Below are 22,366 nucleotides of genomic sequence, written 5' to 3' on the forward strand. Positions count from 1 at the left end.
CGTGTCCGAGTCCGAATCCGTGTCCGAGTCCGAATCGGAATCCGCGTCCGAGCCGTCGTCGTCACCGACAACTCCCCCGGACGCGCACGACGCCGACCATGCGGCGATCGCCAGAGAAAGGACGAACGAGGATCTGCTGATTCGTGTCATTCCCGTGCTCCTATCGATAACCATCCCGGCGACCAATCGTTTCGTGTGCTCTCATGATAATGGACGCTGCCCGGAGCCGTCTCTTACGAAAAGGTAGCGGGAAAGCCGGGCATGGTGGCGCGAGCCCGTCGAAGACTGTATACTGTCCGGACGTTTTGGGCCGAACCCGAGAGGTGGATGTGCCGTACGTACCTGGAAACGCCGTCGAGGGCTTCTGTAGCGTCTGCAAGGCCGACACCGTGCAGACGGTGCTCGTCGTGGAGGGGCTCCAGGTCCGCTCGGTGCGTTGCGAGAAGTGCGGCGGCGAGGGCCCCCTGCGGACGTCCCGCGCCAAGACGAAGGCCGGGCTCCGGGAGGTCGCGGCGAAGCGATCGGTCCCGCCGCCCGCCCCGAAGCGCAAGCCGCGCAAGGAGCGCGTCGATCCCGCCCAGATCTTCCGCCGCCTGCTCGAGGGCAAGGAGCTCTCGCTCGCGGTGACCTACGACTTCAGGGCCGGCCTCGAGCTCGGCCAGGTGATCCGCCACCCGACCTTCGGGATCGGCGTGGTGACGACGCTGGGCGAGGACTCCAAGGCGAACGTGACGTTCGAAGACGGCGTCAGGACCATCGTCCACAACCGCAAGTGATCCGGAAGCGTCCCCTCCCGCGCGCCCTTTTCCCGTGCCTCCTCGCCGCGGCGATCGCGATAGCCGCCCCGGGCGTCTCGCCGGCGCCTGCCCAGCCCTCGGCCGGTGATCTCGAGGTCGTCGTCGGGGAGGGAGGCTTCCTGACGTGCTGGCTCTCGCTCGGGCCGCTGCCCGTGGCGTCGCCCGCGGCCGCGGCGATCGATCCCGCCGGCGTCCGAGAGGGGGCGAAGCCGGGCCCCGCGACCTGGACCGCGATCTCCTCGCCGACGCGGCAGGTGAAGCTCCGCTCGAAGAAGGCCGGCGCGTGGGTGCTCGCCGCGTCCCTGAAAACGGATCGCGCGCGGCGGCTCTACCTCGCGACCGGGAGCGACGTCGGGCTCGAGATCTTCCTGAACGGCCGGAGGCTGATCGAGCGCGCGGAGGGGCGGCGCGCGCAGCCGGACACCGATCTCGTGCCGCTCGATCTCGGCGCGGGCGACAACCTGCTCGCGCTGCGCCTCTCGAAGGGACGCGGCGGCGCCTGGACCCTGTACGCGCGGCTCCTCGACGAGCAGCTCCGCGGCGCGACGTTCGTCGACGTCCGCCTGCCCGGCGCGCTGCCGGGCGCGCGGAGGCTGCTCCGGGACGCGGCGCGGCTGGAGATCGATCGCGAGGTCGATCTCGAGCGCGGCGCGGTGCGGGCGCGGCTGTGGCTCGAGTTCCCGGGCGGCCGCCCCGTGGGCACGCCCGCCGAGGCGCGGATCCGGCTCAAGGGGGCGAAGGGCGCCGCGCCGGCCGACGTCGCGCTCGCGCTGCCGCGCACGCCCGTCACCTCGGAGCTGCTCGGCGAGCACGAGCTCTTAGGAACGGCGGCGCCGACCGCGGCGATCGTCGACTTCGCCGGCGGCCGCCTCGAGGCGCGGTTCTCGGTGCGCACGGTGCACGTCCGCACCCTGGCCGAGGCGCGGCGCCTGCTCGCGGCGGCCCCGGCCGGCGCCGCCCCCCGCACGAGCGTCGAGACCGCGGAGTTCCTGATCGACCACGTCGCCGGGCTGATCGAGGCGGGCGAAGAGGACGCGCGCTACCTCGCGGCCGAGGCGGATCGCGCGCTCGGCATGGCGCGGGAGCTCGCGGCGGGTCGCGATCCGAGGGCCGGGGTCCGCGGCGGCATCGCGCGGCTCGGCTACCGCTCCGCGCTCGACGGCCGGCTGCACCCGTACGGCCTCTACGTCCCGCCCGCGTGGCGGGAGGACGGGGAGAGGCGGTTCGGGCTGGTCGTCGCGCTGCACGGGCTGAACAGCTTCCCCCTGAAGACGCTCACGACCCTCTTCGGCGTGCCGCTCGCCGAGGACGAGAGCAAGCTCGAGCGCGAGCGCCGCCCGCTCCCCGTCGGCGCGGCTCCCATGTTCGCGGTGGCGCCCGAGGGGTTCGGCAACTCGAACTACTTCGCGTACGGCGAGCGGGACGCGCTCGACGTGATCGGCCGCGTCGCCGAGCGCTACCGCATCGATCCGGACAGGATCTACGTCACCGGCGCGTCCATGGGGGGCACCGGCGCCGCCTCGCTCCCCCTGCACAACCCGGATCTCTTCGCCGCCGCCGCCCCGCTGTGCGGCTACCACAGCGTGTTCGAATACGACTCCGTGCGCGGACAGGCGCTCCGCCCGTGGGAGCGATCGGCCGCCGCCCGCCGCTCCAACGTGAGCTGGGCCGAGAACGGCCGCCACCTCCCGCTCCACGTCGTGCACGGCACGCAGGACGCGCCGCGCACCTCGGAGGTGCTCGTGCGGCGGTACGAGCAGCTCGGCTACGAGGTCGCGTTCGAGAAGCCGGACGCGGGCCACAACGTCTGGGACGAGACGTACGAGGATCGCTGGATCTTCGGCCACTTCAAGCCCCTGAAGCGCGCCTCCCACCCGCGCCGCGTCACGTTCAAGACCGGCCGGCTCCGCCACTCGGGCGCGCACTGGCTCCGCGTCGACGACGCCGAGGACTACTCCGCGTTCGCGAAGGCCGACGCGACGTGGCAGGCCGACGGCGCGATCGCGATCGCGACGGAGAACGCCCGCGCCCTGACCGTGCTCCAAGACGAGATCCTCGCGGCCGGGCGCGACCCGCGGATCGAGATCGACGGCGTGACCTTCGAACCCGAGCCGCCGACGGACGGCGCGTGGCGATTCCACAAGAGCGCCGGGCGCTGGAGCGCGGGCGCGGAGCCGTGCGCGGCGATCGCGTGCAAGCGCGCGGGCTCGAGCGGACCCGTCGACGACGTCTGGCACGAGCCGCTCCTGTTCGTCTACGGCACGGCGGACGACGACGAGACGGCGCTCTCGCGCAGGCTGGCGCAGGCGCTCAGCGTGCCCAGGCCGGGCGTGACCGTGCGCTACCCCGTCGAGGCGGACGTCGAGGTCTCGGCCGCCGACATCGCGAGCCGCTCGCTCGTGATCGTCGGCACGCCGGCGGGCAACTCCCTCCTCGCGCGGATCGCGGGCGCGCTCCCGATCCGCGCGACCCGGGGCGTCATCGAGGCGGGCGGGCGGCGGTTCGAGGGGACGAACGTGGCCGCGGCGTTCGTCTTCCCGAACCCGCTCAACCTCGCGCGCTACGTGCTCGTGTACACCGGCGCCTCGAAGGACGCGCTCTTCTACGCGGACCACCTCCCGGAGCTGCTCCCGGACTGGGTGATCTTCGACGCGTCGACCTGGCAAACCAAGGGCGGCGTCGTGCTCGGCGCGGATCGCGACGTGCTCGCGGCGGGGTTCTTCGACAGGGAGTGGCGGATCTAGAACACGTACCGGAGCTCGATGCCGACGTGGTGCAGGAACGGCAGGTCGTGCTGGTCGAAGTCGTAGTCGTCCACCTCTTCGCAGTCGCCGTCGCCCTCGACCTCGTGGCAGTAAGTGGGCCAGTACACGAGCCCGGCGCGGTAGTACGGCCCGAAGCCGAGCCCGGGCGCCTTCGAGAACAGGTAGACGGTCGCGCCGGTGCGCAGCTCGAAGTCGACCCCCATGAGCGTCTCCTTCACCAGCTGGTCGTTCTCGGTGTCGAGCTCCCCGCGGAACCTGAGGAACGCGAAGCCGATGCCGAAGCCCGCGTACGCCTCGAGCCAGCCGAGGATCGGGACGTGGAACTCGGCGCCGCCGACCGTGCGGAAGAGGAACCCGCGGTCGTGGTCGTAGTGATCCCGCGACGAGGGCAGCAGCGCGGTGCTCAGGTCGAAGAAGATGACGAGGTTCGGGATGACCCGGAACTGGAAGCCGACGATGCCGTCCAGCGAGCCAAACAGGCGCGAGTCCCACGCGTGGTGGTCGTTGCAGAAGTCGTCTTCGCCGCACGCCACGCCGCCGATGGCGGCGTACAGCCCCGGCCCGACGCGCCCCTTCCAAGGCGCGCCGCCGTCGAGCGTCCAGCTGTGTGCCGTGCTCGGCCACGCGCCGAGAAGCGCAACCGCGATCGCAAGCGCCGCAACGATTGATCGCATCACTCACCTCCTCGATGTAGTCGTACCGCTTTCCTTCAAAAAAGAAGAGTCCAATGCGCGCGATTTCGGGTCGTCTTTCAGTGCCTTCGAATAGTTACAGAGAGGCTGCTAGAACTTCATGTTGCCGAGGATGTGATCGAAGCCGCCCTTGCCGCCCGTGTACGGATCGTTGCCCTTCTTCCCTCCCCCACCCTTCTTCCAGGCCTTGTAGTCCTCCTCGCCCGGGATCGGCAGCGCCTCGTCGACGTGGATCCGGATCTTCTTCTCGAAGCTGTACGCCGTCACCGTCGCCTCGGTGTCGCCGACCATGCTCCCGGTCACCGGCATCGCCGAGATGCCCTTCCGCGCCGAGCTCACGGCCGTGTCGGCCATCGCAACGTTCTTGGCGAGCACGTCGAACGTGATCTTGGCGTCCTGGATCACCTCCTCGCGGCAGTTCAGGACGTGGCACTTGATGGGCGCGCCGGTGCCCACGCGGATGTCGAGCTGGTCCTTGGGCTCGCAAACGAGCTCCTTGGGCAGGCACACGGCGACGAACACCTCTCCCTTGACGCCGTTGGGCGCCGTGGCGACGATCGCGGTGTCGCCGTTGCCCTTGGGGCTGACCACGCCCGTGGAGGACACGTCCGCTATCGAGGGGCTCTCCGAGGAGAACGTGAGCGTGCCCGCCTCGGTGATCTCGACGCCCTTGGAGTTGAGCGGCCGCGCCCGGAGCGTCGTCGTGTCCTCGAGCTGACGGAAGTCGATCTTCGTGGGCTCGATCTCGATCATCTTCACTTCCTGCGCGCAACCGACGCACAAGACGACCATGGCAGCGCCGAGGACCGCACACGTCTTCGTCATCTCTTGCCTCTCTGTCGATGGCGTGAAACGCCGTTTGATGATCGCCGCACCATACCACGAAGGCGCGCCGGACGAAAATCGGACGAACTCCCCGCGCTCAGGGCAGCAGCGCGGCGAGCAGGGACGCCGTGCGCCCGTGCCGCGGCGCGGCGGCGCAACCGATCCCGAAGGGGGCCGCGCGGGCCGCGAGCTCCGACTCGGGAACGGGACCGGCGTCGCCCTGCGGCGACGGCTGCTCGGACAGGAACATCGGCGTCCCCGCGAGCACGACGGTCGACTCGTCGGTGTCGGCGGAGAAGAGGAGGTAGACCTTCTCGCCGGGCGCGAGCGCGGGCTCCCCGACCGCCGGGAAGCCGAGGGCGGAGGGCGCCCCCTCGAGCGTCAGATCCGCGTCCACCTCGAACTCGGGATCGCCCTCGGGGACGGCGTCGGGATCGAGCCAGGTCACCGCGACCGGCTTTCCGCGAGAGACGTGGATGCGGTACCCGGGCGCGACGTCCTCGGGGTACAGCCACTCGACGTCGAGGTGGAACGCGGCCGCGTCGTCGGGCGCGGTGAGCACCCACTGCACGCCGAACGGCCGGTCGCGCTCGCCCGTCTTGGCCCGCCCGTAGCCGTAGACGCCCCGCCGGACGCCGCCCTCGAGCGGCACGAGCCGCTTCGCGCACGCCTCGTCGAGGAGCCCCCGCGCCGCGCCCTCCTCCTCGATGATCGCCGCCGCGGCGGGGTCGATCGCGAGGACGCCCTCGGCGCCGAGATCCGCCGCCGACGCCGCGAGCGCCGCGACGAGCTCGGCGAACCCCGCCTCCGCGGGCAAGAAGGGCAGCGTGCGGAACACGACGTGGCTCCACGCCTCGCCGCCTATCCGCTCGCGCACGTCCCAGCCGAACCCGGAGATGATCCGCGCCTCGTAGTGGCCCTCGCCCGCGAGCGCGTCCGGGCAGACGAGATCGTTGTCCGCGGTCCTGCTCTTCGTGATGTACGCGTTCATGACCGGATCGCCGTTGAACGTCTGGGTCCAGATGTCGGCGAACCCCTCCTCGATGCCGGTCGGCGAGGTGTCGAGGCCGTACGCGTCGCGCAGGAACCACGCGTGGCCGCGGAGCGAGCGGTTGATCGCGTGGCCGAACTCGTGGCAGGCGACGTCCGCGTCGTACGCCATGTCGACGACGTCCTGCCCGAAGATGATGTACGGGTCGTTGCTCGAGTTGCCGCCGTAGTACGCCGCGTTGTACCAGGCCTTCCCGATCTTGACCGCGATCCACGTGTGGCCGGCGGCGCCGAACTGCCCGGTCCACCCGAGCTCGTCCTGCATCCAGTCGGCGAAGCGCGTGATGTTGTGGTAGGCGTTCACCTCGGCGAACGGATCGTCGAAGGTGAGCTCGCCGAGCTCCGGCGCGTAGATGAAGTCGCCCTCCTTGTTCGGGGACGCGAAGGGCGCCGTCGCGGCGCAGTCGGCGGTGTCGAGGCAGCGCTCGACCCGCGCGCGGAGGCCGTAAAGCAAGTCGCCCGGCTCGTCCAGGTTCGCGAGCTCGACGAGGACGGGAGCCGGGGTCGTGACCGGGTTCTCCCCGAACACGAGCCCGCCCGCCGTCGCGCTCTCGTAGAGCGGCTCCGAGTGGATCTCCGCGAGGCTCTGCGCATCGTAGAACACGGCCATCGGCTCGCGGAGGAGCGGGCCGCCTCCCGCCTCGACCCGGACCACCGCCGCGAGGCGTCCGTCCCGTCCGCGCAGCCACCCGGACTCCGCGTGCCGCTCCGCGGCCGAGTCCCGCGGGGCCGCCACGTCGACGGGCGGGATCGCGGGGCACGGCGAGATCCTGCGGATCGCGCCGTTCGCGTCGAGCTGGACCGCGCACGAGCTCAGGAACACGGGCAGGCCGCGGTACGACGGCCGGTAGATCTCGATCCGCTGATCGAGGTGCCGGATGATCCGGGGAGCGCCGAGCGAGAACCCCTCGCCGAGGCCGAGCGAGCGCGCCGTGTCGGCCTCGCCCGCAGAAGCGCCCGTCGCCGCGAGGGCGGCGGCCAGGAGCACGGCAGGTGCGATTCGACGCCTCACGCGGTCAAGATAGCATCGAAACGCCGGCCGGTCACCGACGCCGCAGCCCCCGGCCCTTGGCCCGGCCCCGGCCCTTGGCCCCGGCCCTTGGCCCTTGGCTGGCCCTTGGCCCTGGCCCTTGGCCTGGCCCTTGGCCCTTAGAGATACCAGTTCTCTTTGCGAAAGCATCTGTGAACGGTTGGAATGATCCAGCGTCGCGGCTATGGAGTCGGCGAGCTGGCCGCGTCGATTCTCTCGAATCGGTCGTTGGAGTCATACCTCGATCACTGTCCACGGCGACGTAGCCGAAACGAGATTATCACGATCGATTTCTGGACGGATCTGTGCGGCGTCGCGTGCGTGGCAACGCGAAGAATCGGCGACGTCGGCGCGTTTGAGGCAACGTCACTCGCAATCGGGGTCAGCTGTCGTTGGTCACGACGTGTTCGCGCACGCGACCGGGCGCGTGAGAGGAGGGCGAAAGGTCCCGGGCGGGAACTCGACGTCGAAGATGCCCTGGCGAAACGTGATGCTCGCGGGCACGTAGGCCTTCATCACGTCGCGCACCTTGTCGCGGTAGGCGTCGCGCTCGGCCCTCGTCGACGCGTGGACGAGCGGCTTGTGACCGCTGGCGCGTGGAGCCTGCGCCCGGTCTCGCGGGTCGAGCTCGAAGTGTCGCGAGACCGGGCAGAAGGTACGACCTTCGTGCTTCAGTCTGTCGGCGGTTTCCTCCTCGACCGCCTCGACCGCCTTGCGGATGAGCGTCTGCCGTTTGTGCTCGGGCATCGCGGAGAGGTGCGGCAGCGGCGCGATCTCGAGCTTGCGCCACACCATGAACTGCTTGGGATGCAGCCTCCGGTTGAACGGTCCGCCCGCCTCCCAGAAACGTTCCCACTCGATGTCGAAGAAGCGCAGCGGTTCGCCGAGTACCTGATGGCGGTATGTCGAAAAGAAAGGCGAGCGGCGGACGCGATCGACGAGCCCGTCCTTCACCGGGTTCGTCATCGCGTAGATCAGCTGCTGGAACGCGCTCTCGTCATCGGCGCAAGGCGTGACCCGCGACGGCCCGGCGTACAGGTGCCCCTCGCGGCCACGCAGTCTGTTCAGGTCGCGGGCGACCTTCGAGTGGAAGTTGCGCCAAAACTCGGGGAGGGCGCCGACGCCTTCGCCGATGGCGGACGCCTCCTCGTGCTGGTGCGTGCTCGACAGCTCGAGGGCGTGGAGGTTGACGGGCGAGAGCTCGAGCGCGCGCGCCGCGGCGGCGCCGACGATGTTGATGACCGAGGGCACCGGCACGAGCGGGCTTCCGGGATCGAGCGCCTCGGGCGGACAGCCTCGGGCGAGCAGCGGGTGCGCCGGGTCGTGGTTCGGCGCGAAAGCGAACGTCCGGTCCACGGTCGTCTGCACGACCGAGTAGACGACGCCGGGCTCCAGGATGCGGATGGCGTTGGACACTCTCCTGAATCGGACGTTTCGCGCAGAGGTTGCAGAAAAAAGAACGTAGGGGCAGCGAAAGGCGCGATGCGAGCGAGAACCCGCGCCGTTGCTACTTCCGCCGCAGCCCGACGAGGTAGATCTCGTAGCTCTCGGAGCGGACGCTCGCCGGGCGGACGACCCGGCACTCCTCGAAGAGCTCGCGCACCTTGCCGCGCGCGGTCTCGAACTCCTCGCCCTGGAAGATCTTGCCGACGAAGGACCCGCCCGGCCGGCACAGCTCCGCCGCGATCGCGACCGCGCGGCAGAACAGCTCGAACGATCGGCTCTGATCCACGAAGCGGTGGCCGCTCGTCCGCGGCGCCATGTCCGAGATCACCGCGTCGAACCCCCCTTTGACTCCGGCCGCCGCGAGCAGCGCCGCCGGGTCGATCGCGAGGGCGTCGGCCTGGACGTAGACGGTGTTCGGCGGTGTTCCGACCGTGAGCGCCGCCCTGTCGACGGCCACGACGCGCCCGCTCGGGCCCACCTTCTGTGAGGCGTAGAGCGTCCAGGAGCCCGGCGCGGCGCCGAGATCCAGCACCTTGAACCCCGGCTTGAGCAGGCGGACACGCTTGTCGATCTCCTCGAGCTTGTAGATCGATCGCGCCGGGTAGCGTTCGGCGCGGGCCTTCTTGGAGTAGTGATCCGCGGTGCGGCGAGGACCGCCCACGACCCGCGGCTAGCGCTTGCCCTTGACGGCTGGTTTGAGCTCGACGACGCTGTTGCGCGACCCGGGCACGGGCCCGCGGACGAAGATGAGGTTGTCCTCCGCGAACACGCGCACGACCTCGACGCTGAGGACCGTGATGCGCCCCGCCGAGTGGTGACCCGGCATCTTGCGGCCCTTGAAGACGCGGCCCGGGGTCATGTTCGTGCCGAGCGAGCCGCCGTGGCGGAACACCTCGTGCGCGCCGTGCGTGTCGTTGGCTCCATGGAAGTGGTACGTCTTGAAGACGCCGGCGAAGCCTTTGCCGATGCTCGTCCCGACGACATCGATGCGATCGCCGACCTGGAACATGTCGGCCTTGAGCTCCTGCCCGACCTCGAGCCCGGCCGCGGTGTCCGCCGTGAGCTGGAACTCGCGAAGCACGCGCTTCGGCTTGACGCCGGCCTTGGCGAAGTGGCCCATCTCGGCGCGATTCACCTTGCGCTCCGGCTTGTCGATGAAGCCGAGCTGCACCGCCGTGTAGCCTTCCTTCTCCTCGGTGCGCTTCTGGACGACCACGCACGGGCCGACTTCGATCGCCGTCGCGCCGACGCGGCTGCCGTCCGGGTTGAACACCTGCGTCATGCCGATCTTCTTGCCCAAGAGTCCGAACGCCGAGCTCATCTTCATGCTCCAATCGAGGATGCGGCGCGCGGGGGCGCCCCATCGGAATTCGAGGGGTGCAGTGTACGGGAATTCCCTTTCGTGTCAACTGCCTAATCCCTCGGGATCAGGGCGCGAGGGGGTGCTTGTCGCCGTCGAGCGTGAACCCCTCTCCGAGCACCTCGGTCGCCACCCCGACGGAGATGAACGCCGCGGGATCCGCCGCGAGGACGAGCCGCTTGGCCCGGCCGAGCTCCGGCCGCCCGACGACCGCGTAGAGGACGGTCCGCTCCGTGCCCGTATACGCTCCCCGTCCCTGCAGGCGGGTGACGCCGCGGCCGAGATCCTCCATGATCCGGCGCGCGACCTCGTCCGCGCGCTCGGAGACGACCAGGATCGTCCGCGCCGAGTACGCGGCGTCCTGCACGAGATCGATGATCCGCGTGCCGACGAACACCGCGACGACCGTGTACATCGCCTGCTCGGGGCGCAGGAAGACGAGCGACACGCCTATCACGCAGACGTCCGCGAAGAACATCGAGCGGCCGATCTTGAAGCCGAGCTTCTTCTCGAGGATCCGCGCGATGATGTCGACCCCGCCGGTCGTGCCGCCGAACCGGAACACGATCCCGAGCCCGACGCCCACGCAGACGCCCGCGACGAGCGCGGCGAGCAGGAGGTCGTCGAGCGGGAGCCGGAACCGCCCGCCGAGCCAGAGGAACAGCGACAGGCAGCCCGTGCCCCAGATCGTGTACAGGAGCGAGCGCACGCCGAGCACGCGCCAACCGAGCACGAGGAGCGGCACGTTGATGATCAGGCTCGTCAGGCCCGGATCCCAATTCATCGCGAGCTTGAGGAGGATCGCGACGCCGGTCACGCCGCCCTCCGCGAGGTTGTTCGCGATGTTGAACGCGTTGATGCCGAAGCCCATGATCGCGGTGCCGGCCGCGATCGCGAGCAGCTCGATGATCTTCACCCTGCGCATGCCGTCCTCCCTCGTCCGCCCGCCGGTATAGCATTTCGCTCGACCGCAGCAAGGGAGCCGCCCGCCGCCGCGGATCTCGGGAATCGAGTGCCGAGAAGTCTATTGTGGTCTATGGTTGACCGTCTAATGGATGGCGTCGACAAAAGAGAGACGCCTTGCAGAGAGGAAATACCATGAAGAATACGGCGCTTCGCTTGATCCTGTGCGGCCTCGTGGTCGTCTTCGCGACCGCCTCGTGCGACGACGGCGGCGGCGGCGGCGGCACGGATTCCGATACGGACACCGACACCGACACCGATTCCGACACCGACACTGATTCCGATACCGACACTGACACCGATACCGACACTGACACCGATACCGATACCGATACCGATACGGACACCGACACCGACACCGACACCGATACGGACACGGACACGGACACGGACACCGACACCGACACCGACACCGATTCCGACGCCGACGGCGGCATGGACGGCGGCAGCGACACGGACACGGACACCGACACCGACACCGACGCGGACGCGGACGGCGGCGTGGACGGCGGCAGCGACACGGACATCGATTGCGACGTTTCGGGCTGGACGGTCGATCAGTACGAGGCGGCTCACGCGTACACGTTTCCGGCCGGCACCGTCATCCCGGCGGGCGGGGTGCTCGTCCTCGCACGCGACGCTGCCAAGGACGTCTTCGAGACGTTCTGGTCCGTCACGCTGGGAGAGAGCGTCGTGTACATCGACAGCGGAAACGCCGTGCCCCAGATCAACGGCCTCGAGTACTTCGAGCTGAGCGACGACGCGAGCGCCGTCGTCGACGGGCCGACCTTCGCCTTCACCACGACGGAGGGGCAGTGCTACCAGCGGATCGGGGCGACCGCGAGCTCGTCGGCGAGCTGGAGCGTCGTCGACGACTCCGCGGCGACCCCCGGGATCGTCTCCTACACCGGCGGCGGCATGCCGATCTTCATAAGTGAGTTCTCGGACGCGGTGGGCGCCGGCGCCTTCGTGGACGAGTTCGTCGAGCTGTACTGCGCGGGGATGTAGCCGAACCTCGGCGAGGCCTCAGTCGCGCGCGACTGGCGCGCGGGGAACGGCGAACGGCGCCGGGGCGAGACGGGCCCGGATCATCCAGCGTGCGACGTCCTCGCGGGTGGGCTCCGCCCGCGGCGTCCCCTTGCCCGCCTCGACGCGGGTCACGACGAAAGAGCGGTTGCGGATGTAGGTCGAGAGGCCGTCCTCTTCCTCCCGGACGAACGTGAGGTCGTACGGCTCGCCGTCGACGAAGACGTAGAACAGATCGCTCGAGATCGCCGTGAGCTCCGGCGTCACCTCGTACCCGTACCCCTCGAGGGTCGGCGCCTCGACGAGCAGCGCGTCGCCCTCGCGCGCGACGATGATGCTGCCGACGTTCCACGGATCGTCGTACTCGCCGACGTGATCGTCAAGCTCGGCCGGATCGACCGTGTACTCCCAGCCCTCGGACGGCGCCGGCAGGTCGGCGAGCGTGGTGACCGCGGTGTCGAGGGCGTGGGAGAAGTCGGTCCCGTACGCGCTCGAGCAGATCGCGACCGCGAAGTCCAGATCGGGGAACACGTAGAAGATGTGGGTGAACGACATCGTGTTGCCGCCGTGCTCCCAGACCGGCGTCTCGTACCACTGCCCGTCGAGCGCGGTGTAGCCCGTCTCCACGAACTCGCCGTAGCCGTAGGACATCGTGCCCATCCCGTACAGCGTGTCGACCTGCGGCGCCGTGATCTCTGCCCGCAGAACGTCGGAGAGGACCGCCGGATCGCCGTCCATGAGGAACCGCGCCCACGCCATCATCTGCGTCGGCGTGGTCCACGCGAGCCCCGCGGGGCGGCCCCAACCCGGATCGGGCATCTCCTCCATCGCGACCGGGCCCGGAAAACCGGTGGCGAGATCGTCGACGCCCAGCCCCCACGAGAGCGCGTAGTCGCCGTCCGCCACGACCTCGGCCTTGCGCAGGAACGTCCGCTGCATGCCGACGGGCTGGAAGAGGTCCTGCACCATGATGTCGGGCCACGCGCGCGTGTCCAACGTCTCGGTGAGCAGCCCCGCGAAGACGAAGTTGGGGTTCGAGTAGTTCCAGAACGCGCCGGGCGGGTTCATGAGGAAGTAGGAGTTGTCGAACGTGCCGTACGTGTAGTCGGCGAGCTCGGCGTCGTCGGCCGGGCCGTCCCACGGGATCCAGTCGTAGAAGCCGCCCTGGTGGCTCAGCAGGTGGTGCACGGTGATCTGGTCGTCCCAGGTCCCATCGAGCGCGAACTCGAGAGCCGGCAGCGTGTCCTCGAGCGTGTCGTCGACGGCGACGAGCCCGCCCTCGACCTTCTGCAGGAGCGCGGCTGCGGTCATCTGCTTCGTCGTCGATCCGATCTGCATGAGCGTGATCGGCGTGAGCGGCTCGACGCCGTCCGGATCCTTGGAGCCGAACGCGGCCGCGAACGTGACCACGCCGTCCTCCATCACCGCGGCCGAGACGCCGTACGCGTTGCTCTCGGCGAGGTCCTCCTGGAGCGCCTCCGCGAACGCGTCGAACCGCGGATCCCACCCTTCGGTGTCGGTGTCGGTGTCCGTGTCGGTGCCGCCGTCGTCCCCCGCGTCCGCACCGCCGCCACCCTCGTCGCCGCAGCCGGGCGCCGCGAGCGCGAGCGCCAGAATCACGATGATCGGTAGTCCCTTCATCTTCGCTTCCCTCCCCTCTCGGCTGCGAGCATACAACGCCGCGCGCCGGGAAATTCAACCGATTTCTCATTGGACACGCCGCCGGCCCCCGGCTCTCACGCGATCATCCCGAGCCCCCAGATCGCGGCCTTCGAGACGATCTCCGCCGCGAGCAGCGCGACGACCGCCGCGGCCGCGAGCCGTCCCCCGCGCAGGCCGGACGCGTGGCGGAACGCGAACACCGTCGCCGCGATGAACCAGCCGGCGAAGACGATCGCCACTGCGACCATCGGGAGCATCGACAGAAGGTCGCCGAGCGCCGCGCCCGGATCCGTCATGGCGTTCCTCGACATCTCGGCGAGCGCGGCGGGCTCGGGGGTCAAGGGCGCGAGCAGGACGCCGGCGACGAGCGGCAGGAGCCGCACGAGGCCCGTGGCCGCCAGGAAGTCGGCCGGGCGGCTCGCCCGCGCGAACGGCAGCGCGACGAGCCACAGCACGATCGCGGAGAGCGGCCACGCGACCAGCTGATCCGTGATCGCGGCCGTCGCCGTCACCGTCCCCGACGCCGCGTGGATGTCCATGAAGCCGTCGAAGCGCATCCCGAGCGGGATCGACACGAGCCCCGCGACGACCGACGCGACGACGCCGACGACGAGCCCGCCCGCGACGCCGACCCGATCGAACGGATCGAAGAGGACGCGGAGCGACAACCGCGGCTTCTCGCGCATCGCGCCGAGGAGCGCGTCCGCCTCCGCCGTCGTGATCTTCCCCTGCTCGACCATGTCGAGCACCTTCCTCTTGGCGTCGCTCATCGCCGGAGCTCCTTCAGCTTGGCCGCGCCCTCGGCGGCGGTCATCGTGCCGTTCGCGATCGCGTCGAGGATCTCGTGCTGCCCGAGCTCGGCGCCCCGGTGCGCCGCGTCGATCCGCGCGATCAGGTCGTTGAGCCGCGCGCGGATCGTCGGGTAGCTCTGCTCCTCGAGCTTCGCCATCTCCTTGAGGCTCCCGGAGGCGCGCACGAAGCGCACGATGAAATCGAGGTCGGCGGGGTCGAGCCCGAGGAGCGGGGGCAGCTCGAACTGCCCGTCGAGGTGCAGGTCGCACGCCGGGCAGGTCAGGCGCGTCACGACCAGCGTCTCCTTGCACGCCGGGCACTGGGTCACGAGCTTGGACATGGGTTTCTCCTTTCTTCAGAAGAGCTTCTTATAAATGATACATAGAATACATAAAGTTTATTGTCAAATTTATAATATTTATTTTCTCATTAAGATGGTTTCCATCCCTGCCCTCCCCGTCGGGACGGGGCCCGGCGACACGGGAACCCGAAACCGTGTAGGATGGACCGATGACGTCGCGCACGACCGTCCTTGCTGTCCTTGCGGTCTTTTGGGTCCTTTTCCCGGCCTGTTCCAAGGACACAAAGGACCGCAACGACATCAACGACTCGGGAACCGGCGACGCCGATACCGACTCCGACACGGACACCGACTCCGACACCGATTCCGACACCGACTCCGGAACGCCGTCCGGCGAGATCGTCGTCGAGCAGATCCACTTCCCGGGCGCGACGATGGGGGAGGCGATCCTGATAGTCGGCCCGGACGGCACCTCGGTGCTCGTCGACGCGGCGAACGACAGCCTGTCGGCGAGCGTCTTCGAGGCGATCGAGCGCCGCCTGGGCGCGCGCGCCGTGGACTGGGTCGTGCTCACGCACTACCACAACGATCACATCGGCGGGTTCGACAACCTGTTCGTCGCGTCCGCGGCCAACGGGTACGACCCGATCGTCGTGACGCGCGGCGTCGTCACGCGCGGCTTCGTCGACGTCGCCGAGGACACGATCGCGGTCGAGGACTTCCTCGAGCTCTGCGGCGCGCTCGCGGAAGGCGATTGGGCGGCGCTGCGCGTCGATCTGTGCTCCGCGGCGTCTTCGATGCCGTGCGGCGGCGGCGCGGCGGGAGCGCCGTGGCCCGCGGACGGCTGTCCGGGCCTGCTCCTCGGCGATCTCGACGACCCCGCCGACGACGGCGACGGGCTCCCGTCGTACCTCGCGCTCGGCGAGGGCGCCCGACTCCACATCTTCCAGGCGGACGCGCGCGTCGCGGCCGGGGGCGCGGTGATCTCGGCCGAGGACGAGGGGCTCGCGATCGGCTGGGGCGCGACCGACCCCGAGAACGCGCGGAGCCTGGGCGGCGCGCTCAGATGGGGCGACTTCACCTGGACGTTCAACGGCGACACGCCGGCCGCGGCCCCGGCGATGGAGGAGTTCATCGCCGTGCTCGGCGGCGCGCTACCGGTCGGCGACGCGGACGTCGTGCACCTCGGCCACCACGGGCTCCCGTCGGCCACCGGGCAGGCGTGGGTCGACTGGCTCCTCCCGGACGACGGCGCGGATCGCAACGCCGAGATAGGCTCCGCCGGGCTCTACTACCACTCGCCCGCGCAGGCGGTGCTCGATCGCGTCGGCGCGCGGGTAGGCGACGGGCGGATCTGGACCACGGCGCTCGGCATCCTGCCCGGCGATCACGAGAAGCTGATCGTCGCGGACGGCGCGGTCGTCGTCCGGGTCGTGGACGGCGGCGCGGGCTACGAGATGTCGGTCTGGTCGGGCGGCGCCGAGAGCGAGACCCGCGCTTTCGTCAGCACGGCTCCCTGAGCCTCGGGGCCCGCAGCCGCAGGCCTACTTCTTGGCGTCGTGGGCGGCGTCCTTGACCGCGTTCTTCGCGTCGTGGGCGGCGTCCTTGGCCGCGTTCTTCGCGTCGTGGGCGGCGTCCTTGACCGCGTTCTTCGCATCGTGGGCGGCGTCCTTGATCTTCTGCTCGGTGCTCGACATGTGTTCCTCCCATGGATCGGGTTGTGGGGACCGTCTGCGGGATGTCCGGAGCATCTTCCGTGCCACCAGATGGAACGAGTCATTTCGGCAGCTTGCACCGCCGCGGGTCCGGCGCGATCGCGCGATCAATCAATCCGAGGCACCACCCGCCCCAAATTGAAGGAACAGGCCCCCTTGTCCTCGCGAGGAGAAGGCCTTACAGATCCAGCATCCGAAAGACGGATCTCCGAGGGGGGAATGAAACGAATGGATCGTCTCCGCCCGTTGGAAAACGGGCTCAAGCACCTGCTCCGGTTCGTCGGCCGCGTGATCGCGGCGTTCCTTAGGAACCGCGGCATCCTGTTGGCCGGCGGCGTGGGCTACAACGCCCTTCTGTCCTTGGTCCCGTTTCTCACCCTCTCCCTCGCGACGCTCTCTCTCTTCTTCGAAGAGGCCAGAATCCTGGGCATCCTGCGCGGAGAGCTCCGTTCGCTCGTGCCGCAGTATACCGACACGCTCGTTCAGACCGCTGCGACCTTTCTCCAGAACAAGGTCGCCACCAGCGCGGTGAGCATCATCGTGCTGCTCTTCTTCAGCTCGATCGCCTTCCGCATGCTCGAGGAGGCGGTGGCCGCGATCTTCCTCACCACCCACAAAGGCCCCCATCGCAGGTTCTGGATCTCGGCGCTCCTGCCCTACCTGTTCATGCTGATGCTGATGATCGCGCTGTTCTTCATGACCCTGCTCACATCCGGTCTCGACGCGCTGGGGGATCACTCGCTCCTCGTGTTCGGCGCCGTGATCGCGCCGGCGGACGGCGTCAAGCTGGTCCTGCACGTCGGCGGCTTTCTAGGCCTGGTCCTCGCCTTCGCCGGGATCTACCGCGTCCTTCCGGTGCGGAGGATCTCGATGCGCCGCGCCCTCGTCGGCGGGCTCTGCGCGGCGATCCTCTGGCGCCTGGTGGGGGTCCTCCTCGTCTACTACTTCACCAACATCTCCATGGTGAACCTGATCTACGGCTCCTTGGCCACTGTCGTCGTGATGCTGCTCTTCCTGGAGATCACCTTCATCATCCTGCTGCTGGGCGCGCAGGTGATAGCCGAGCTCGAGGCGAGCGCGGCCGCCGGCGTACCCTGGCACCAAAAGCCTTCCTCGAAAGAGCCTGCGTGACAAGGGAGATGGGCGATTGCGAGAGGGGCGAGGCTACTGGCCGCAGGAGCCGCCGCCTTGAGGAGGCTGCGGGGCGCCGCCGCCGCCTTGGCCGCCGGCCTGGCCCATCTCGGCCTGGAGGTCCTGCATCGACTTGAGCTTCACCGAGCAGCCCGCGAGCCCCTCGTTCTTCGAGCAGTAGCCGCTCTGGACGTCGGCCGGCATGATGCCGCTGAACGTCGTCTTGCCGTTCGCGACCCAGGTCGGGCTCGCCGCGATGTCGAGCGCCTTCGCGACCTTGATGTCCTCCTTGAGGAGGTTCTTGCCCTCGTCGGAGGTCGCGCACTTCTCGATCGCGGCGGCGTTGATGCCGTTGACCGCGCAGCTCTTCCAGTCGTCGGTCGGCGTGCCCTTGCCGCGGCACCACAGGTAGTCGAGGTACTTGTTGTTCTTGCCGTACAGCTTGGCCGCGCACAACCCGCGGATGTCCTCCTCGACCTCGCCCGGACCGTGCATGGACTGCACCTCGCCGTTCACCTCCTCGCCGATGTAGTGGATGGTGAAGGCGACGTCCTTGCCGAAAGCCTTCACGACGTCCTCCATGGAGCTGACCGCCATGACGCCGTACGGGCACTGGCTCATGATGAACACCTCGAGCGTCTTCGGGGTCTCGGCGCGGCACGCCATCTTGCCCAGGCAGGTCACGTCGTCGCAGTCGATCTTGCCGTCGCCGGTGTCGTCCGTCTTGTTGTCGCAGATCTCGGCAGTGGGGTCGAACTCGGGCTTCACCCGGAGCACCTTGTACTTGCCCTTGGCCTCGAGCCACCGCGCCATCTGCTCGGCGCCGTCGGGATCCTTGTCGAGCGTCTCGTTGAACACGACGATCGGCAGCATCGTCATGCCGACCTCCTTCGCGATCGCCTCGGCCTCGGGATCCGCGCCCCAGTTGTAGACCTTCGACTTCAGCCCCGGGAAGACCTCCTTGAGGCTCGTGAACACCATGTTCGGATCGCACTTCTCGCCGCAGCGCGGGTCGGTGACCGCGATCACCTCGACCTCGGCCGGCGGCGGCAGCTTTGCGCACGCCGGCACCTTCTCGCCGTGCTTGTCGCAGACGAAGCGCGTGATGTCCCGCACGAGGCGGCCGCCCTTGTAGTCCTCGCCGTCGGCCTTGATGGTCGGGCTGCCCTGGGCGCCGGCCTTCTCGGACTTCGCGAAGCTCGCCTTGAGCAGCTGCTTCCCCTTGTCGCCGTCCGCGCAGGTCTTGAGCGCCGCGACGTCGAGCCCGGCCTTGGTCGCGCACTTCTCCCAGCCCTCCGGGATGTTCTTCCAGTCCTCGTTCATGCACGCGGTGAACTCGAGCTGCTTCTCGGGCTTCTGATCGCCGGCGCACAGCTGGAGCGTGTCGCCCTGGACCTCGGTCTCGCCGTGCATCGACTCGAGCTTGCCGTCCTTCTCCTGGCCGATGTACGCGATGTCGACCGTGACCGCGCCCTCCAGCTTCTCGACGACCTCCGCGAACACGTCCAGGGCCTGCACGCCGTACGGGCACTTCGACATGACGAAGAGCTCGAACTTGGCGACCGGCTCGACCTTCGGCTTGGCCGCCTCCTTGGGCGCCTCCTTGCCGCACGCCGTGAGCGCGAGCGCGAGCAACGCCGCCGCCGCAACCGTTTTAATGATTTTCGAATACATTACGTTTCTCCTCGTTGGGTTCGAACGCCGATTCTTACGACTTTTTCCGATGAGGGAACAGCGGATTCGGACCAGGCACCCCGAGGAAGCCACAACCAAGGTGGCCAATGCCTATGCATTCGGTTGAGAATCGGCACGGCCGGGAGTGGATCATCGCGCGCACCTGAAACCGACGTGGAACGCATTGTCCGCCTCGGGGTCGTATCGATAGCGCGTATAGGTTCTCAAATGGTATTCGAACGTGTCGAAACTTCCACCCCGGACGACGCGCTCGGTTCCGGGCGGATCCTCCCAAGCGCTCCCGTCCGACGGTGCGCCGTCGTAACCCAGATGGTGCCAGTCCTGGTTCCATTCGTAGGCGTTCCCAGCCATGTCGCACAACCCGTCCGCGCTGTTGCCAGCCGGCTTGCTGCAAACGTCCCACGTCCGGTTCGCCCCGCAGCCGTAACCGCCGGCGTCGATCATCACGGCGCGGCCGCAGTCGGCGTCGTCCCAGCCCCAGGGGAACTTGTTCCACACGCCGTGCCCCCGCGCCGCGAACTCCCACTCCGCCTCGCTCGGCAGCCGTCCGCCCAGCCACGTGCAGAAATCGACCGCCTGTTGCCACGTCACGCAGTTGACCGGTCGCTTGAACTGGCCCTCGACTCCCCATGTACACCCCGGCGCGTCCGCGTTGGGCTCGGAGCAGATCCCGGCGTCGACACAAACGGCGTACTGCCCCTTCGTGGTTTCGGTCTTCGCCATGTCGAAGCCGGAAACGACGACCGTATGAGGGGGAGCGTCATCGATGTGGTCGCCTTCTCCCATCTCGTAGGTGCCGCCGGAAAGAGCGATCCATTGGACATCCGAGCCTGTATCGGTGTCGATCAGCGGATCCGTGTCGTTTTCGGAACCCGAATCGATGTCCGTGTCAGTGCCGATATCCGATCCGGAATCCTCATCCGTTTCGTGGCCGGTGTCCGCGTCCGGATCATCGGAATCGCGGCACGGGCTCGAGCACGCGAGGAGCCCCGCGGCCAGGCATGCGAGCGCGACGGCGCGACTACTCCACGGCTTCATCCGAACACCAGAGCTCGATGCGCACCGAGCCCTTCAGATCGGCCTGGAGCCAATCGCAGGTCTGCGGACACGCGATGATCGACGTCGGAACCGTCGCGTCATCGTAGAACCACGCTTGCGCATCGTCCGCGCAACCGCCCTCGCCGTCGACCCGTGCGATCGCGTGCTGCTCCCCGTCGCCGTTCGTGAAAACGAAGTGTGGTGAATCGATCAGCAGATGCTCGTCTTCCGGCGCCGCGGGGATGGTCCACTCGCAGGACAAGGGAACGGGCGCCGGCGGTGCGGACAGGACGTCGACGATCGGCTGCATGTCGAGCCCGCAGATGTCCGCAAACACTCCGCCGGTCACGTCTGCGAGCATCGTGTAGGCCTCTCCGGCGAACGACCCTTGGGCGCAGCAAGGATGCGGGGGATCCTCCGCGCACGCGGCCTCCGCATCCTCCTCGGCCAGCGACGCCGTGAACGCGTGGAATCGGAAGTCGCCGAGAGGCGGGCTCACGCCGTCCATCAAGTCGACGAACTCTTCCGCCGTCATCGCGTCCTCCAGGTTGGCGGCGGACACGAGATGCCTTACGGACCCGGGGCGCAGAATATCCTTCCAGACGTCGTACATGCTGTGCAGGAAGTAGAGCCCCTGGTGGAGGTACACCATCTGGCAGGGGTGGTAGTAGAGAGGCGGGTTGTTGTCGTTCGGGCAAACGCCGCTGCCCAACGGCGAATCGATACACACACCGTTCGCGTGGTATCCGGGTTCCCAATCCGAGATAAGAAAGACATGCGCATCGATCCCGTTGGCGAACAGGGCGCTCGACAAAGCGTTGAGACCGCTGCGGACCGCGCCGATCTGCCCGGTCTGGTTTTCGAGACCCATCGTCACCGTCATGACGATGTCGACCGGTGATTCCGGCCCCTGCGCGTACTCCTCGATTTCTGCGCAGGGAACGGCCTCCACGTCAGCGGTATCGATCGGCAGGAACGGTCCAGTCGAACCGTTCCCTCCATCATCGGTGTCTGTTTCACCCGTGTCGCCCGAGCACGTGCCGTTGCTCGCACACGCCGTTGTTCCGAGCATGATCAGCAGGGAAAGAGCTGATATCCGCACGACCCCACCTCACAAACGACTATATCAAAGCGCCAGCCCTCAGCTCAGATGAATAGAGTCTGCACCTACTCACAGTCTTGTCTTCTTCTGTCCGGTTTAAAGTCAAGGAGACTGTGACATTTCGAGAAATGTCGTCTTGTCGCATCATCGATTTCGTTGTCCGCGTGACAACGTGAATTCAGTCTTACCTTCGAGTGCTCAGATCCAGGCGCAGGCCGAGGAGGTAGCGCGCGTCGGTCGTGCGGCGGTCCATGTCCACGTCGACGCGCAGGATCGCGATCACGTCGATCACCTTCGCGCAGTGGATCGCGAGCGTCGGCAGCTCCTCGAACGGCTGCGTGCGTACCGCGCCGAGCGACACGCGTGCGTCGCCCGCCCAGCCGAGCGCCCGCGCCTCGGGAATCGCCGCCTCGCCCATCAGGCGGCGCTGGTACGAGACGCCCGCCGCGATCGTGACCCACGGCCCGAGGTCGATGAGCAGCGCGGCCGCGCCGCGGATCCACGCCGGGTGCTCGCCGCCGCCCCCGCCCTTCTCGACGCCGGTCAGATCGAGCGACGCGTGCAGCGACGCGCTCGTCGCGGTGCGGATCTGCCCGGACAGCGCCGCGGCCGGCGACCAGAGCACCGCGCCTCCCTCGGCGACCCAGAGATCGACCACCCCCGCGCCGAGCACGAGCCCCGAGCCCCGCCCGGTGTCGAGCAGCGCCACGCCGAGCGCGAGCGGTCCGGCGATCTCCACCCCGTGCGACAGCCCGGCGCGCGCCGACAGCTCGGCGCCGTAGGTCCACGCGCGCTCCACGGTCACGGCGCCGCCGGCGGCGACGACGCGGAAATCGCCTCCTTGCAGCACCGGCGGAGCCTCCGCCTCCCCGCCCGCGGCGAGGCGCGGCAGCAACGCGACGGCGCAGCACGAGGCGAGCGCGATCGTGAGCGTGCGCGGGAGCATGAAGGCGAGTATACAGACTTGAGCTGCAAA

20 protein-coding genes are annotated in these 22,366 nt (G+C 68.7%); 5 read left to right on the forward strand and 15 right to left on the reverse strand.

From position 1 onward, the window contains the following. Positions 1-329: 329 nt before the first annotated feature. Together M0R80_10640 and M0R80_10645 are read left to right on the forward strand one after the other, a co-directional pair. Positions 330-776 (forward strand): hypothetical protein, encoded by a 447-nt coding sequence (locus tag M0R80_10640; protein ID MCK9460085.1) that lies wholly within the window; start codon positions 330-332, stop codon positions 774-776. Next, positions 773-3,541, forward strand: coding sequence for an alpha/beta hydrolase-fold protein (locus M0R80_10645; GenBank protein ID MCK9460086.1), 2,769 nt, complete (start codon positions 773-775; stop codon positions 3,539-3,541). The genes M0R80_10640 and M0R80_10645 overlap by 4 nt, the downstream gene beginning before the upstream one ends. Here the strand turns inward: M0R80_10645 and M0R80_10650 are convergent. The 7 genes from M0R80_10650 to M0R80_10680 all read right to left on the reverse strand — a co-directional run bounded on the left by M0R80_10650 (position 3,538) and on the right by M0R80_10680 (position 10,890). Further along, positions 3,538-4,236 (reverse strand): hypothetical protein, encoded by a 699-nt coding sequence (locus M0R80_10650; GenBank protein ID MCK9460087.1) that lies wholly within the window; start codon positions 4,234-4,236, stop codon positions 3,538-3,540. The two genes, M0R80_10645 and M0R80_10650, sit on opposite strands and share 4 nt — an antisense overlap. Positions 4,237-4,344: 108 nt before the next feature. Next, a complete protein-coding gene (locus M0R80_10655; GenBank protein MCK9460088.1) occupies positions 4,345-5,079 on the reverse strand; it encodes a hypothetical protein in 735 nt (244 codons plus the stop codon). 97 nt (positions 5,080-5,176) lie between these two features. After that, complete coding sequence (locus M0R80_10660; protein MCK9460089.1) at positions 5,177-7,141, reverse strand: hypothetical protein; 1,965 nt, start codon at positions 7,139-7,141, stop codon at positions 5,177-5,179. A gap of 414 nt (positions 7,142-7,555) precedes the next feature. Next, positions 7,556-8,575, reverse strand: a complete 1,020-nt coding sequence (locus M0R80_10665; GenBank protein ID MCK9460090.1) for a hypothetical protein — start codon at positions 8,573-8,575, stop codon at positions 7,556-7,558. 91 nt (positions 8,576-8,666) lie between these two features. Next, the gene (locus M0R80_10670) at positions 8,667-9,266 is read right to left on the reverse strand and encodes an RlmE family RNA methyltransferase (protein MCK9460091.1); all 600 of its coding nucleotides are present in this window, start codon (positions 9,264-9,266) and stop codon (positions 8,667-8,669) included. A 9-nt stretch (positions 9,267-9,275) separates the two neighbouring features. Then, positions 9,276-9,926, reverse strand: a complete 651-nt coding sequence (rplC, locus tag M0R80_10675) for a 50S ribosomal protein L3 (GenBank protein MCK9460092.1) — start codon at positions 9,924-9,926, stop codon at positions 9,276-9,278. A gap of 106 nt (positions 9,927-10,032) precedes the next feature. Further along, positions 10,033-10,890, reverse strand: coding sequence for a YitT family protein (locus tag M0R80_10680; GenBank protein MCK9460093.1), 858 nt, complete (start codon positions 10,888-10,890; stop codon positions 10,033-10,035). A gap of 173 nt (positions 10,891-11,063) precedes the next feature. Here M0R80_10680 and M0R80_10685 point away from each other — a divergent pair, with 173 nt between their 5' ends. Continuing rightward, positions 11,064-11,936, forward strand: coding sequence for a lamin tail domain-containing protein (locus tag M0R80_10685; GenBank protein ID MCK9460094.1), 873 nt, complete (start codon positions 11,064-11,066; stop codon positions 11,934-11,936). An 18-nt stretch (positions 11,937-11,954) separates the two neighbouring features. Here M0R80_10685 and M0R80_10690 read toward each other — a convergent pair whose 3' ends face one another. The 3 genes from M0R80_10690 to M0R80_10700 all read right to left on the reverse strand — a co-directional run bounded on the left by M0R80_10690 (position 11,955) and on the right by M0R80_10700 (position 14,748). Then, a complete protein-coding gene (locus M0R80_10690; protein MCK9460095.1) occupies positions 11,955-13,595 on the reverse strand; it encodes a beta-lactamase family protein in 1,641 nt (546 codons plus the stop codon). A gap of 95 nt (positions 13,596-13,690) precedes the next feature. Continuing rightward, positions 13,691-14,386, reverse strand: a complete 696-nt coding sequence (locus M0R80_10695; GenBank protein MCK9460096.1) for a hypothetical protein — start codon at positions 14,384-14,386, stop codon at positions 13,691-13,693. Further along, positions 14,383-14,748: a DUF2089 domain-containing protein gene (locus M0R80_10700; protein MCK9460097.1), complete on the reverse strand. Its 366-nt coding sequence runs from the start codon at positions 14,746-14,748 to the stop codon at positions 14,383-14,385. Before M0R80_10700 ends, M0R80_10695 begins: the two co-directional genes overlap by 4 nt. Positions 14,749-14,918: 170 nt before the next feature. On the opposite strand from M0R80_10700, the gene M0R80_10705 reads away from it, so the two are divergent. Next, on the forward strand, positions 14,919-16,229 hold the full coding sequence (locus M0R80_10705) for an MBL fold metallo-hydrolase (GenBank protein MCK9460098.1): 1,311 nt from the start codon (positions 14,919-14,921) through the stop codon (positions 16,227-16,229). 24 nt (positions 16,230-16,253) lie between these two features. On the opposite strand, the gene M0R80_10710 is transcribed toward M0R80_10705, so the two are convergent. Next, positions 16,254-16,406: a hypothetical protein gene (locus M0R80_10710; protein ID MCK9460099.1), complete on the reverse strand. Its 153-nt coding sequence runs from the start codon at positions 16,404-16,406 to the stop codon at positions 16,254-16,256. Between the two features lie 237 nt (positions 16,407-16,643). Here M0R80_10710 and M0R80_10715 point away from each other — a divergent pair, with 237 nt between their 5' ends. Continuing rightward, positions 16,644-17,555, forward strand: coding sequence for a YihY/virulence factor BrkB family protein (locus tag M0R80_10715; protein ID MCK9460100.1), 912 nt, complete (start codon positions 16,644-16,646; stop codon positions 17,553-17,555). 33 nt (positions 17,556-17,588) lie between these two features. Here M0R80_10715 and M0R80_10720 read toward each other — a convergent pair whose 3' ends face one another. From M0R80_10720 to M0R80_10735, 4 genes are all read right to left on the reverse strand, one after another. Beyond that, the gene (locus M0R80_10720; protein ID MCK9460101.1) at positions 17,589-19,229 is read right to left on the reverse strand and encodes a hypothetical protein; all 1,641 of its coding nucleotides are present in this window, start codon (positions 19,227-19,229) and stop codon (positions 17,589-17,591) included. Positions 19,230-19,379: 150 nt separating this feature from the next. Continuing rightward, positions 19,380-20,288 (reverse strand): SUMF1/EgtB/PvdO family nonheme iron enzyme, encoded by a 909-nt coding sequence (locus M0R80_10725; protein ID MCK9460102.1) that lies wholly within the window; start codon positions 20,286-20,288, stop codon positions 19,380-19,382. Beyond that, positions 20,272-21,390 carry a hypothetical protein gene (locus M0R80_10730; GenBank protein MCK9460103.1) on the reverse strand — a complete coding sequence of 373 codons (1,119 nt, stop codon included), beginning with the start codon at positions 21,388-21,390 and terminating at the stop codon, positions 20,272-20,274. Before M0R80_10730 ends, M0R80_10725 begins: the two co-directional genes overlap by 17 nt. Positions 21,391-21,574: 184 nt before the next feature. After that, a complete protein-coding gene (locus M0R80_10735) occupies positions 21,575-22,336 on the reverse strand; it encodes a hypothetical protein (GenBank protein MCK9460104.1) in 762 nt (253 codons plus the stop codon). Between the last annotated feature and the right edge of the window lie 30 nt (positions 22,337-22,366).

It is taken from the genome of Pseudomonadota bacterium, from assembly GCA_023229365.1.
Taxonomy (GTDB): Bacteria; Myxococcota_A; Polyangia; order JAAYKL01; family JAAYKL01; genus JALNZK01.